Here is a 12,546-nt window from a genome sequence, read left to right as displayed (position 1 = left end):
GGGGGATCGGTCATGGCACGTATCACGCTCGATCATATCCGCCACGCCTATAACGCCAAGGCGCAGGCTGCCGGCGATTATGCGCTGAAGGAGGTTCATCACGAATGGGTGGATGGCGGGGCCTATGCACTTCTCGGTCCCTCCGGTTGTGGTAAGACCACGCTGCTCAACATCATTTCTGGCCTGCTGCGCCCCTCCGAAGGCCGTATCGCGTTCGACGGAACAGACGTCACGGATTTTGCGACTGAAGATCGCAATATCGCCCAGGTGTTCCAGTTCCCGGTCGTTTACGACACGATGACAGTTTACGACAATCTTGCTTTTCCGCTGCGCAACCGGCATGTGCCGGAGGCCGAGGTCGACCGCCGCGTGCGGGAAATCCTTGAGATGACCGACCTTTCCGGTATGGCCAAACGCAGGGCCCGCGGGTTGACGGCGGACCAGAAGCAGAAGATCTCGCTGGCGCGCGGCCTCGTACGCTCCGACGTCAACGCCATTCTCTTTGATGAGCCGCTGACGGTCATCGATCCGCATATGAAATGGGTGCTGCGCTCGCAGCTGAAGCGCCTGCATCGCCAGTCCGGTTTTACCATGGTCTACGTCACCCATGACCAGACCGAAGCGCTGACCTTCGCCGACAAGGTGGTGGTGATGTATGACGGCCAGATTGTCCAGATCGGCACGCCGGCTGAGCTTTTCGAGCGGCCGGGGCATACATTTGTCGGTTATTTTATCGGCTCGCCGGGCATGAATGTTCTGCCCGCCAATATCGAGGGGACGACGGCTGTAGTCGGCGGCCTTGGTGTGCCGCTGGCAGGTGCGCCGACGATCGCATCGGGGCAGCGCATCGAAATCGGCATCCGCCCGGAATTCGTCCGGCTGGAGCGCGGCGGCATGCCCATCACTGTCGATAAGGTCGAGGACATCGGCCGGCAGAAGATCGTGCGTGCCCGGTTCGCCGGCCAGAAACTCGCGATCGTCGTTGCGGAAGACGAGGAAATCCCGGCGGAGGCCGGTGTGCGCTTCGACCCGGCCGCCATCGGTGTTTTCGCCGATTCCTGGCGTGTAAAGATGGGGGCCTGACCATGGAAAAAAGCTGGAACAACAAGGCATGGTTCATGGTGCTGCCGGTGCTGGTGCTGGTCGCCTTCTCCGCCGTCATTCCGCTGATGACCGTCGTGAATTATTCGGTGCAGGACACCTTCGGCAACAACCAGTTCTTCTGGGCGGGAACGCAATGGTTCGAGGAAATCCTGGCGTCGGACCGGTTCTGGGATGCGCTGGGGCGCAACCTGCTATTCTCCGGCATCATCCTCGCGATTGAAATTCCGCTCGGCATCTTCATCGCACTCAAAATGCCGAAATCCGGCCTCGGCGTGCCCGTTTGCCTCGTCACCATGGCACTGCCGCTGCTTGTGCCGTGGAATGTGGTCGGCACCATCTGGCAGGTCTTCGGGCGCAGCGATATCGGGCTGCTCGGTTATTATGCCAATCAGCTCGGGCTCGACTACAACTATGTCAACGATCCCGTCGATGCCTGGATTACCGTCGTCATCATGGATGTGTGGCACTGGACGAGCCTTGTCGTGCTTCTGTGTTATGCCAGCCTGGTTTCCATTCCTGACGCCTATTATCAGGCGGCAAGGATCGATGGCGCGTCGCGTTTTGCGGTGTTCCGGTTCATCCAGCTGCCGAAGATGAAACGGGTGCTGCTGATCGCCTTCCTGCTGCGCTTCATGGACAGTTTCATGATCTATACCGAACCCTTCGTCGTCACTGGCGGCGGCCCGGGCAATTCCACAACCTTCCTGTCCATAGATCTCGTGAAGATGGCACTTGGCCAGTTCGACCTCGGCCCGGCAGCGGCCATGTCGCTGATCTACTTCCTCATCATCCTGCTGTTATCGTGGGTGTTCTATACCGTGATGACCAGCCACGACGCGGAGACCTGAGTCATGAGCGCCTCCAATGTCACGACCGGCGTGGAACGTAACGGCTTGGTCTCCGGCTCGTCGGGCGTTGCCACGTCGGCAAGACCCAGCTTTGCCGCAACGGCGCGCTCACGCCGCCATCACGGGCCATCCCGGTTTTCCTGGCTGGTGCCGACCATCTACATCCTGCTTCTGCTCGTGCCGATCTACTGGCTTATCAATATGAGCTTCAAGACGAATGCGGAAATCGTCTCTTCCATGACGCTCTATCCGCATCAGCCGACGCTGCAGAACTACAGGACGATCTTCACCGATTCATCCTGGTATTCCGGCTATATCAATTCGATCATCTATGTCGTCATGAACATGGTGATCTCGGTGGCTGTCGCGCTGCCAGCGGCCTATGCCTTTTCGCGTTACCGTTTTCTCGGCGACAAGCACCTGTTCTTTTGGCTTTTGACCAACCGCATGGCGCCACCGGCGGTCTTTGCGCTGCCGTTCTTCCAGCTCTATTCCGCTTTCGGGCTGATCGACACGCATATTGCGGTGGCGCTCGCGCATTGCCTGTTCAACGTGCCGCTGGCGGTTTGGATTCTCGAAGGTTTTATGTCCGGCGTGCCGAAGGAAATCGACGAGACCGCCTATATTGACGGCTACTCCTTCCCGAAATTCTTCGTGAAGATCTTCATGCCGCTCATCGCCTCCGGCATCGGCGTGGCCTGCTTCTTCAGCTTCATGTTCTCGTGGGTCGAGCTTCTAATCGCCCGCACGCTGACCACCACGGACGCAAAACCGATCGCCGCGACGATGACGCGCACCGTTTCTGCCGCGGGCATGGACTGGGGCCTGCTTGCCGCTGCCGGCGTGTTGACGCTGATACCCGGCGCTCTGGTGATCTGGTTCGTGCGCAATTACATCGCCAAAGGCTTTGCGCTGGGAAGGGTTTGACCATGACGAAGATGCCCGATTTTACCTGGATGGCGTGGACGTGGCAGACGGCGGCCTTTTTCGGCACCATCGCGGTTTTGCTGGTCGGCATGTGGTTCTGGGAACGTCTCTCGCCCGGCGGCAATCCCCGCTTCGGCCTGTTGCGCTTCGAAACGACGCGTGGTGACAGGCTGTTCATCTCGCTGCTTGGCAGCGCCTTCATTCATCTCGCATGGCTCGGGCTGGTCGGCCCGAACCTGTGGTGGGCTCTCGCTCTATCCGTGGTCTACGCCGTTGGCGTTTTCCGTTTTGTCTAGAGCAGGAAAAGATGCGGCGGAGGAAAACCGCATCTCGCAGACTTCATGCAATCGCAACCCTTGGGAGGACTGATATGCGACGGCATCTGATGACGACGACGGCAGCCATGCTGCTGGCAATGACAGGTTCGGCTTTTGCCGGAATGGAGGAAGCAAAGCAGTTTCTGGACAAGGAAATCGGCGACATGTCGGCGCTTTCCCGTGCAGAGCAGGAAAAGGAAGTACAATGGTTCATTGATGCCGCGAAGCCTTTCGCGGGCATGGAGATCAAGGTCGTATCCGAATCCCTGACCACGCATGAATATGAATCAAAGGTTCTGGCGCCTGCATTTACCGCCATTACCGGCATCAAGGTGACGCACGACCTTATCCAGGAAGGTGACGTTGTCGAAAAGATCCAGACCCAGATGCAGACCGGCCAGAACCTTTACGATGGCTGGGTCAACGACAGCGACCTCATCGGCACCCATTGGCGTTACCAGCAGGTGCGCAACCTGACGGACTTCATGGCCAATGAAGGCAAGGATGTCACCAATCCCGGTCTCGACCTCAAGGACTTCATCGGCAGCGCGTTCACGACGGCACCGGACAAGAAGCTCTACCAGCTTCCCGACCAGCAGTTCGCGAACCTCTACTGGTTCCGTTACGACTGGTTCAACGACGACAAGAACAAAGCGGAATTCAAGGCCAAGTACGGCTACGACCTCGGCGTTCCCGTCAACTGGTCGGCCTATGAGGACATCGCCGAATTCTTCACCGGCCGCGACGTCGGCGGCAAGAAGGTCTTCGGCCATATGGACTACGGCAAGAAGGACCCCTCGCTCGGCTGGCGATTCACCGATGCCTGGCTTTCCATGGCAGGCAATGGCGACAAGGGCCTGCCAAACGGCCTGCCGGTCGATGAATGGGGCATCAAGGTCAATGACAAGTCGCAGCCGGTCGGCTCCTGCGTGGCGCGCGGTGGCGATACCAACGGTCCCGCTTCGGTCTATTCCATCGAGAAATATCTCGAATGGCTGAAGAAATATGCGCCGCCGGAAGCGCAGGGCATGACCTTCTCCGAGTCAGGACCAGTGCCGGCACAGGGCAACATCGCCCAGCAGATCTTCTGGTACACGGCCTTTACTGCCGACATGGCCAAGCCCGGCCTGCCTGTGGTGAACGAGGACGGTTCGCCGAAATGGCGCGTCGCACCCTCGCCGCACGGCGTCTACTGGAAGGACGGCATGAAGCTCGGTTATCAGGATGTGGGTTCCTGGACGTTGATGAAATCCACGCCAGACGACCGCGCCAAGGCCGCATGGCTCTATGCGCAGTTCGTGACCTCAAAGACCGTGGATGTGAAGAAGAGCCATGTCGGTCTCACCTTCATTCGTGACAGCACCATCCATCACAAGAGCTTCACGGACCGGGCCTCCAAGCTCGGTGGTCTTGTCGAGTTCTATCGCTCGCCGGCCCGCGTTCAGTGGTCGCCGACCGGCACCAACGTTCCTGATTATCCAAAGCTGGCGCAGCTCTGGTGGCAGGCAATCGGCGATGCGTCGTCGGGTGCCAAGACGGCACAGGCTGCAATGGACTCGCTCTGCGCTGAACAGGAAAAGGTCATGAGCCGCTTGGAACGTGCTGGCGTGCAGGGCGATATCGGCCCGAAGCTGGCGGAAGAGCATGATATCGAATACTGGAACAAGGACGCCGTTTCGAAGGGCAATCTCGCGCCGCAGCTAAAGATCGCCAACGAAAAGGAAAAGCCGGTCACCGTCAATTACGACGAACTGGTGAAAAGCTGGCAGAAGTGATGTCTGCATAAAATCTTAAATCGGGGCGGCTCTGCCGCCCCGTCATTGCGTTTGAAAGGGAGTGACATAATGGGCGGTTATATTCTGGCGATCGATCAAGGCACGACATCGACGAGGTCGATGGTCTTTGATCGCGACATGCGGGTCATCGGTGTCGGGCAGCGAGAATTTCCGCAGCATTTTCCTGCCTCCGGCTGGGTCGAACACGATGCCGAAGACATCTGGAAGAGTGTGCTTGAAACCATCCGACTGGCGCTTGCCGATGCCGGCATCGCCGCAACCGATATAGAGGCGATAGGCATCACCAATCAGCGGGAAACGACGGTGCTGTGGGACCGCAACACCGGCGAAGCGGTGCACCGCGCCGTGGTCTGGCAGGATCGCCGTGCCGCCCCGGTCTGCGAGGATTTGAAAAGAAGGGGGCTGGAACCGCTCTTCTCTAAAAAGACCGGACTGCTGCTCGATCCATATTTTTCCGGCACGAAGCTGAAATGGCTCTTGGACAGCGTCAGCGGTCTTCGCGAAAGGGCGGGCAAGGGAGAAATCTGCTTCGGTACCGTCGACAGTTTCCTGATCTACCGTCTCACCGGCGGCCGCCGGCACGTGACCGACGCCACCAACGCCTCGCGAACGCTGATCTATAATATCGAAGACAATGTCTGGGATGATGAGCTCCTGTCCATCCTCGACATCCCCCGCGCCATGCTGCCGGAGGTTCTGGATTGCGCCGCCGATTTCGGCGTAACTGACAAGTCGCTTCTGGGCGCGGAAATTCCGATCCTCGGCGTTGCGGGCGACCAGCAGGCGGCGGTGATCGGCAATGCCTGCTTCGAGCCGGGCATGATGAAATCGACCTACGGCACCGGCTGCTTCGCACTTCTCAATACGGGCACAGACCGGGTGGCCTCCACAAACCGGCTCCTGACGACGATTGCTTATCGTCTCGACGGCGTGACGACCTATGCGCTGGAAGGCTCTATCTTCATCGCCGGGGCGGCGGTGCAGTGGCTGCGTGACGAGCTTGGTTTCATCTCGGTTGCATCAGAAGTCAGCGCGCTTGCCGAAAAGGCCGATCCGAAGCAGCGCGTTTATCTCGTGCCTGCGTTTACCGGTCTTGGCGCGCCTTATTGGGATGCCGAAGCGCGGGGTGCGATCTTCGGCCTCACACGCGGGACGGGCCCGGCGGAATTTGCCCGCGCGGCGCTCGAAAGCGTTGCCTATCAGACGTTCGACCTGCTGGATGCGATGCGCAAGGACTGGGCAGGTGACAATGGCAAGACGGTGCTGAGGGTCGACGGCGGCATGGTCGCCTCCGATTGGACGATGCAGCGGCTGGCAGATATTCTCGCCGCGCCCGTCGATAGACCGGTGTTTCTCGAGACGACAATCCTTGGTGCCGCCTGGCTTGCGGCCTCACGTGCCGGCATCTGGCCGGACCGGAAGGCCTTCGCCGACCATTGGCGGCGCGACCGCCGCTTCAGCCCCGAGATGGAAGAGAGCGAGCGGAAGAACGCCATCGCAGGCTGGCGCGACAGCGTCGGCCGTTGCCTCTCGAAACGGGACAATTAAGGCCGGTTACACGAAACTGCCGGGTGCGATGCTCTTGCTGGAAACGAGATCGGAAAGGGCGCGCACCAGCTCCGCCTCCGCGCCCTTGCTCGGTTGAAGCACGAATTCCACGTCTTCCAGCAGCGGCAGCACGCCTGCGGCAATCTCCTTCAGACCAGCCGGCGCCATGCTGCGCGGCTGCACCAGAATGCCCATGCCTGCCCTTGCTGCGGCGGTTAGTCCACTGAGACTGCCGCAGGTGCAGACGATCCGCCAGGCGAGACCGGCCCGGTCCAGTGCCTCCTGCGCCGCCTTCCGGGTGATGCTTGGTGGCGGAAAGGCAATCAGCGGGAGCGCATCCGGCTGGTTCAGCATCCGCTCAGGATCGCGCGCCAGCCAGACGAGCGGTTCGCGATAAAGGAAATGACCAAGCTTGTCGCCGAGACGACGCTTGGCCAACACCACGTCAAGTTCGCCATTGTCCTGCATCTGGTAAAGCACACCGCTCAGCGAGACCGTTAGTTCAAGGTCAACCAGCGGGTAAAGCCGAATGAATTCCTCCAGAATGGTCGTAAGGCGACTGGCGACAAAATCTTCCGACACACCAAGCCGCAGCCGCCCACGCAGGCGGCTTTCGCTGAAGAGCGAAGAGACCTTGCTATCGATTTCAAGCATGTTGCGAGCGTAACCGAGTAATGCCTCACCCTCGCCGGTCAGTTTTACCTGATGGGTGTTGCGTGCGATCAATCGGCGGCCAAGGGAGGCTTCAAGCCTCTGAATATGCTGGCTGACAGTGGATTGGCCAATGCCGAGCCGTTCGGCAGCAAGGGTAAAACTACCGGTTTGCTGGAGCATGACGAAGCTGGCAAGATGTTGAAGGTTCAGCATTATCTCAAATCATGATAACTGTTAATCTTTGCATCCGAAATCATGATGAGCGATAGTGGCGCGCGTTTCAAGCAAAACCGCTGCCGGAAAGACCTCCCATGACCCGCTTCCTGCCCGACCGTTTTACCATGATGCTGGTGGCCACCGTAATTCTGGCTTCCATCCTGCCGATCAGCGGCGAGCCGGCAGAATATTTTGGGCTTGCGACAAAACTCGCGATCGCTCTGCTGTTCTTCCTGCACGGCGCGCGGCTTTCGCGGGATGTGGTGATTGCGGGCATTCTGCACTGGCGTCTGCATCTGGCGATCCTGCTCGTGACCTTCGGCCTTTTCCCGCTTCTCGGTGTGGCGATAGGCTTCATTCCCGAAAGCATCCTGCCGGCACCGCTCTATATGGGCGTGCTGTTTCTCTGCGTGCTGCCATCCACCGTGCAGTCATCCATCGCCTTCACGTCAATGGCGGGCGGAAACGTGCCGGCGGCGATTTGTTCAGCCTCGGCCTCGAATATTTTTGGCATGTTCCTGACGCCGTTGCTGGTTGGCCTGCTGTTCACGGTCGGCGGCCATGGCGGCGGATTTTCGCTGGATGCTTTCCTGCAAATCTTCCTGCAGCTGCTTCTGCCTTTCATCGTCGGTCAGGTCCTGCAGCCCTGGATTGGTGACTGGATCAGGGCGCGCAAGAAATTGCTTTCTCCGGTCGATCGCGGCTCCATTCTGATGGTCGTTTATCTCGCCTTTTCCGATGCGGTCATCGAGGGCATATGGCACACGTTTTCGCTCCGGGATATCGGTGTGGTCATCGTCATCAATATCCTGCTGCTGGCGCTTGTCCTATGTGTGACGATGTTCGGCAGCCGACTATTGGGTTTCGACAAGGCCGATGAAATCACCATCACCTTCTGCGGCTCGAAAAAGAGCCTCGCCAGCGGCGTGCCCATGGCCGGCGCGATCTTCGCCGGCCAGAGCATCGGTGCCATCGTTTTACCGATCATGCTCTTTCATCAGATCCAGTTGATGGTCTGCGCTGTCCTTGCCCAGCGTTATGCCCGCAAGGCCCATGAAACGGCAGCGATAGCCGAAGCGGCTGCGGCAGAAGGCGCCGCAGCTTCCGCTCGATAAAACGCGCTCCCGCCAACAAAAACGGCCCCTCAAGGGGGCCGTCTGTCTTGCATGTGGAATACTTAGTTGACCTGAGCCGGGGTAACCTGGGCTTCGATGGTCTTCGGCGCATCGGCGCTGTCGGACGAGATCGCAATGCGGCGCGGCTTCATGGCTTCCGGAATATTGCGAACGAGATCGATGTGAAGCAGGCCATTCTTCAGGGAAGCGGTCTGAACTTCTACGTGGTCGGCAAGCTGGAAGCGGCGTTCGAAGGCGCGCGTGGCGATGCCGCGATACAGAAATTCGCCTTCCGTCGTCTTCTCATCCGTGGCCTTCTCGGCTTTCACGGTCAGCGCATTGGCGCGGGATTCGATGCTGAGTTCATCTTCATCGAAACCGGCAACCGCCATGGTGATGCGATAGGTATTCTCACCGGTCCGCTCGATATTGTAGGGCGGATAGGACTGGGCCTGCTCGGGCTGGCCGAGGCCGTCAAGCATCGAAAAAAGGCGGTCGAAGCCCACGGTGGAACGATAGAGAGGGGAAAAATCAACGTGACGCATGGTGTCCTCCTTAAGAAGCGACTGTTTGCGGTTAAGTCCACCATCCCATTCTGGCGACGGTCGGACATTTGGCGCGGCCCCGCTTTGGCGACCGCATGAAGGAGATGGGAATGGCGTCGCGCGGCGTCAAGGGGGGATGCAACATGAACCATGTCTGAACATCTGGTTCCGGCATCGTTCAGTTTGAGAGCCATAAAACTCCAGTCATCGGAGACATTCTCCGTGGACAGAAGCAATAACGTCCCTTCTTCTTCTGTCTTACTCGCCGGAACCGCGACTGCTTTAACCGACGGTTCCGGCAATTTTTTCTTTGACCTTCCCGCGCCGCCGACCTATCCGAAAAGAGTTGAAAAGCCGGAAAAAGACCGATGATCGAAGCCACATTGCGCGCCAGTGAAGACAATCCGGTTCCCAACAGCCATGTGGTTGGATATTTTTCTGGCCATGGCGGCAAACAGCTCCGCTATGCGATCTTTCGAACCCATCGTCATGTTGCCCGCGGAACGGTGGTTCTGCTGCATGGCAGAAACGAATGTATCGAAAAATATTTTGAAACAGTGGCCGATCTGACGGCCATGGGCTTCTGGGTCGCGACGTTCGATACGCGCGGGCAGGGCGGTTCCGAACGGCTGCTGAAAAGGCCGGGTGCCGGGCACGTGCGGCGCTTTTCCGATTATCAGCACGACATCAGCCTTTTTCTGGAACAGGTGGTGCTTCCGGATACGAGGCTGCCGTTCTTCATGATTGCACATTCTACCGGCGCGCTTGCCGCGCTTGCCGCAGCGCCTGGGCTCGCGAACAGGATTGATCGGCTGGCGCTTTGTTCGCCCTTCATAGAACTCGACAGTCAGCAATCCGTCCCGTCATCCGTTATCCGGCTGGTCGCCACGGCTTTGAGCCTTGCCGGCCTGGGAAAAGTTCAGCTTGGCAGGGACCAGCGCGAACGGGATTTTGACGGCAATCCGCTAACCTCGGACGCAAAACGTTTCGCAAGGAATCTTTCGCTGCACAGGCAGTTTCCGGAACTGTTCATTGGCGCACCAACGGCCCGCTGGGTCTATGAGGCGTTGAAGACCATGGGCCGCGTGACCCGTCAGGATCATCTGACGAACATAACCATTCCTACCCTTATTCTGGCGCCCATGCTGGATACGATAACGCCCTATAAGGCGCAGGAAGAGCTGTCGCGCAATTTCCGGGCGGCGCAGCTTCTTCCCATCACCGGCGCGCGTCATGAACTGCTGCATGAGCGGGATGTTTTCCGCAAGCAGGCACTGGCCGCCATCGACGCGTTTTTCGCGCCGGAGTGATGGCCGCCTTGAAGGGCAGGTCTATAGTCTGGAGAGAATGGCAAGCGCCTGTTCGTGTACGGATCTGGAGCCGGCGGCCAGAATGCGGCCGCCATTTTCAGGACGTCCGCCATCCCATGTGGTGATGATGCCGCCGGCCTGCTCGATGACCGGAATAAGTGCGCCCACATCGTAGGGCTTCAGGCCGGATTCAATGACGAGATCGACATGACCCGCAGCCAGCAGGCAATAGGCGTAACAATCCACGCCGTAGCGGAAAAGGCGGACCTGATCCTGCACCTTTTCGTAGAAGGGCTTTTCCTCGGCGGTGAAAATATGGGGTGTTGTGGTAAAAAGTATTGCGTCCGATAACGAAGCGCAGTCACGCGTGCGGATGGTTCGCTCGCCCTCGGGTCCGAAATACCAGGCGGAGGTGCCGTCGGCAAAGTAACGCTCCCTGGTGAAGGGCTGGTCCATCATACCCATCGTGGCGCGGCCGGCAGACTGGAAGCCGATCAGAGTTCCCCATACGGGCACGCCGGAAATGAAGGCGCGTGTGCCGTCAATGGGGTCGATGACCCAGACATGCTCGCGGTCGAGACCGACATTGCCATGTTCTTCCCCGAGGATGCCGTGCTGGGGAAAACGAGCCTCGATGAGCGCACGAATGGCGCTTTCGGCCGCTTGATCGCCTTCCGTCACCGGATCATAGCCGCCATCCTGCTTGTTGGTAACGGCAACGCCCGTGCGAAAGCGGGGAAGCGTTTCGGCGCTGGCCGCAACAGCAAGTTCGAAGAAGAAATTCCGGTCGGGCAGCATGCGAAACCTCATTGCGTGAATTGATGGCCTCAATTGTGTGGCGAAATGCATAGACCGGAATCACATCCGCCGTCCACTCGTATGGTGACGAAGCCGCGGTTTCCATATTTTCGGCAAAAGCACAAAAAACATGCAAAAAATAAAATGATTGACAATTGTGCAATTACTGCGTAGCGTGATGCTACAGTCTTTGACTGTAAATACCCTCCTTGGGTGTTTCCTCCCTAGACTTGACCGCGCCAAGGCGCGGTTTTTTTTGCCCGGCGCACAGCCAGGCAAGGGGCGAACGATTTAATTGAGAAGCTTGGCTGTGCTATTCGGCGGCGAGCGAAGTTTCGATCGCATATTCCGACACGAAAGCCCCGAGCTGGCGCATGAATATTTCCAGCGAAGCCTGAATGGCGGGGAAATCGCCTTTCTTCAAAAGCGTTTTTTCATCGACATAAAGCGACCGGTTGACCTCTATCTGCAGCGCGTGAAGCGAGCGTATGGGACGGCCGTAATGTTCGGTAATGAAGCCGCCGGCATAGGGCTTGTTGCAGACGGCGACGAAGCCAAGTTCTTCGAGGAAATGCAGGGCCGCACGCGAGACTTCCTGGGAGGCGCTGGTGCCGTAGCGGTCGCCGATAATAACATCAGGTCTGAGGTTTGACCCGGTGACCCGGATGTTGCCGGGCATCGAATGGCAATCGATCAGCACCGCCATGCCAAAATGTGCGTGCGTGCGGGACAGCAGGCGACGCAGACAGGCGTGGTAGGGTTTGTATACGGTCTCGATACGGGAGAGGGCTTCATCCACCGGCAGGCGATGGGCATAAATATCCATGTTTTCCGCAACGATACGCGGCACGGTGCCAAGGCCGCCTGCAACCCGCATGGAGCCGATATTGGCGTAGGGCGGCAAGGTGCCCTCGAACATGCGGGGATCGAGCTCATAGGGCTCTCGATTGACGTCGAGATAGGCGCGCGGAAAATTCGCTTTCAACAGCGGCGCGCCAATCTCTGGGGCGGCGCCGAAAAGCTCGTCGACGAAGTGGTCCTCGGAGCGACGGATGTCATGCGAATCGAGCCGCGCCGATTCTAGGAAGGAGATGGGATAGCAGCGGCCGCTATGGGGGGAATTATAGACGAATGGCAGGGTTTGAACGGCAGGTTCCGTTACTTCGAACAGCTCATATTCACCTGTTACCCAGTCCATTCAGGCCATTTACCATGTCGCAAACTATCAGGAGGTTCATGTTGCCAGTTACGGTGCGGCAAGTCCATACTGTCGCCCAAGTAGCGCTATACCGATTCACGTGTTCACAGGATATTTACCGTGAAAATCCTATAATCGGGCTAGGGTATTCCAAACATTGAGCAGTTACG

Annotated in this window: 13 protein-coding genes; 9 read left to right on the top strand and 4 right to left on the bottom strand. The window is 58.6% G+C overall.

Going from position 1 to position 12,546, the window contains the following annotated elements; all coding sequences use genetic code 11:
* The first annotated feature begins 12 nt into the window (after positions 1-12).
* From DOU54_RS04170 to glpK, 6 genes are all read left to right on the top strand, one after another.
* Positions 13-1,083 carry an ABC transporter ATP-binding protein gene (locus tag DOU54_RS04170; protein ID WP_113730813.1) on the top strand — a complete coding sequence of 357 codons (1,071 nt, stop codon included), beginning with the start codon at positions 13-15 and terminating at the stop codon, positions 1,081-1,083.
* Positions 1,084-1,085: 2 nt separating this feature from the next.
* Positions 1,086-1,952 (top strand): carbohydrate ABC transporter permease, encoded by an 867-nt coding sequence (locus DOU54_RS04165; protein WP_113730811.1) that lies wholly within the window; start codon positions 1,086-1,088, stop codon positions 1,950-1,952.
* Between the two features lie 3 nt (positions 1,953-1,955).
* On the top strand, positions 1,956-2,879 hold the full coding sequence (locus DOU54_RS04160) for a carbohydrate ABC transporter permease (RefSeq protein WP_004437272.1): 924 nt from the start codon (positions 1,956-1,958) through the stop codon (positions 2,877-2,879).
* A 2-nt stretch (positions 2,880-2,881) separates the two neighbouring features.
* Positions 2,882-3,175 carry a DUF2160 domain-containing protein gene (locus DOU54_RS04155; RefSeq protein WP_004437276.1) on the top strand — a complete coding sequence of 98 codons (294 nt, stop codon included), beginning with the start codon at positions 2,882-2,884 and terminating at the stop codon, positions 3,173-3,175.
* 74 nt (positions 3,176-3,249) lie between these two features.
* Positions 3,250-4,971, top strand: coding sequence for an ABC transporter substrate-binding protein (locus tag DOU54_RS04150; protein WP_113730809.1), 1,722 nt, complete (start codon positions 3,250-3,252; stop codon positions 4,969-4,971).
* Between the two features lie 69 nt (positions 4,972-5,040).
* Positions 5,041-6,540 (top strand): glycerol kinase GlpK, encoded by a 1,500-nt coding sequence (gene glpK / locus DOU54_RS04145; protein WP_004437281.1) that lies wholly within the window; start codon positions 5,041-5,043, stop codon positions 6,538-6,540.
* Positions 6,541-6,546: 6 nt separating this feature from the next.
* Here the strand turns inward: glpK and DOU54_RS04140 are convergent, their stop codons facing one another.
* Positions 6,547-7,407, bottom strand: a complete 861-nt coding sequence (locus DOU54_RS04140; protein ID WP_044459571.1) for a LysR family transcriptional regulator — start codon at positions 7,405-7,407, stop codon at positions 6,547-6,549.
* Positions 7,408-7,505: 98 nt separating this feature from the next.
* Here DOU54_RS04140 and DOU54_RS04135 point away from each other — a divergent pair, with 98 nt between their 5' ends.
* Entirely contained in the window at positions 7,506-8,525 is a 1,020-nt protein-coding gene (locus DOU54_RS04135; protein WP_113730808.1) for a bile acid:sodium symporter family protein, read from the top strand.
* A gap of 62 nt (positions 8,526-8,587) precedes the next feature.
* On the opposite strand, the gene hspL is transcribed toward DOU54_RS04135, so the two are convergent.
* Complete coding sequence (hspL, locus tag DOU54_RS04130) at positions 8,588-9,070, bottom strand: heat shock protein HspL (RefSeq protein ID WP_113730806.1); 483 nt, start codon at positions 9,068-9,070, stop codon at positions 8,588-8,590.
* 150 nt (positions 9,071-9,220) lie between these two features.
* Here hspL and DOU54_RS27330 point away from each other — a divergent pair, with 150 nt between their 5' ends.
* Both DOU54_RS27330 and DOU54_RS04125 read left to right on the top strand, forming a co-directional pair.
* Positions 9,221-9,442 (top strand): hypothetical protein, encoded by a 222-nt coding sequence (locus tag DOU54_RS27330; RefSeq protein WP_167497225.1) that lies wholly within the window; start codon positions 9,221-9,223, stop codon positions 9,440-9,442.
* Complete coding sequence (locus tag DOU54_RS04125) at positions 9,439-10,380, top strand: alpha/beta fold hydrolase (RefSeq protein ID WP_113730804.1); 942 nt, start codon at positions 9,439-9,441, stop codon at positions 10,378-10,380. Before DOU54_RS27330 ends, DOU54_RS04125 begins: the two co-directional genes overlap by 4 nt.
* A 21-nt stretch (positions 10,381-10,401) precedes the next feature.
* Here DOU54_RS04125 and hisN read toward each other — a convergent pair whose 3' ends face one another.
* Both hisN and DOU54_RS04115 read right to left on the bottom strand, forming a co-directional pair.
* Positions 10,402-11,178 (bottom strand): histidinol-phosphatase, encoded by a 777-nt coding sequence (gene hisN / locus DOU54_RS04120; protein WP_113730802.1) that lies wholly within the window; start codon positions 11,176-11,178, stop codon positions 10,402-10,404.
* A 313-nt stretch (positions 11,179-11,491) separates the two neighbouring features.
* Positions 11,492-12,376 carry an N-formylglutamate amidohydrolase gene (locus DOU54_RS04115; protein ID WP_113730800.1) on the bottom strand — a complete coding sequence of 295 codons (885 nt, stop codon included), beginning with the start codon at positions 12,374-12,376 and terminating at the stop codon, positions 11,492-11,494.
* Between the last annotated feature and the right edge of the window lie 170 nt (positions 12,377-12,546).

This window comes from Agrobacterium sp. MS2 (assembly GCF_003261015.1).
Taxonomy (GTDB): domain Bacteria; phylum Pseudomonadota; class Alphaproteobacteria; order Rhizobiales; family Rhizobiaceae; genus Agrobacterium; species Agrobacterium pusense.
This window is presented reverse-complemented; position numbering and strand designations above follow the sequence as displayed.

Coding starts and splice junctions, on each gene's coding strand:
- DOU54_RS04170 (WP_113730813.1), top strand. CDS start 13: ATGGCACGTATCACGCTCGATCATATCCGCCACGCCTATAACGCCAAG.
- DOU54_RS04165 (WP_113730811.1), top strand. CDS start 1,086: ATGGAAAAAAGCTGGAACAACAAGGCATGGTTCATGGTGCTGCCGGTG.
- DOU54_RS04160 (WP_004437272.1), top strand. CDS start 1,956: ATGAGCGCCTCCAATGTCACGACCGGCGTGGAACGTAACGGCTTGGTC.
- DOU54_RS04155 (WP_004437276.1), top strand. CDS start 2,882: ATGACGAAGATGCCCGATTTTACCTGGATGGCGTGGACGTGGCAGACG.
- DOU54_RS04150 (WP_113730809.1), top strand. CDS start 3,250: ATGCGACGGCATCTGATGACGACGACGGCAGCCATGCTGCTGGCAATG.
- glpK (WP_004437281.1), top strand. CDS start 5,041: ATGGGCGGTTATATTCTGGCGATCGATCAAGGCACGACATCGACGAGG.
- DOU54_RS04140 (WP_044459571.1), bottom strand. CDS start 7,407: ATGCTGAACCTTCAACATCTTGCCAGCTTCGTCATGCTCCAGCAAACC.
- DOU54_RS04135 (WP_113730808.1), top strand. CDS start 7,506: ATGACCCGCTTCCTGCCCGACCGTTTTACCATGATGCTGGTGGCCACC.
- hspL (WP_113730806.1), bottom strand. CDS start 9,070: ATGCGTCACGTTGATTTTTCCCCTCTCTATCGTTCCACCGTGGGCTTC.
- DOU54_RS27330 (WP_167497225.1), top strand. CDS start 9,221: ATGTCTGAACATCTGGTTCCGGCATCGTTCAGTTTGAGAGCCATAAAA.
- DOU54_RS04125 (WP_113730804.1), top strand. CDS start 9,439: ATGATCGAAGCCACATTGCGCGCCAGTGAAGACAATCCGGTTCCCAAC.
- hisN (WP_113730802.1), bottom strand. CDS start 11,178: ATGCTGCCCGACCGGAATTTCTTCTTCGAACTTGCTGTTGCGGCCAGC.
- DOU54_RS04115 (WP_113730800.1), bottom strand. CDS start 12,376: ATGGACTGGGTAACAGGTGAATATGAGCTGTTCGAAGTAACGGAACCT.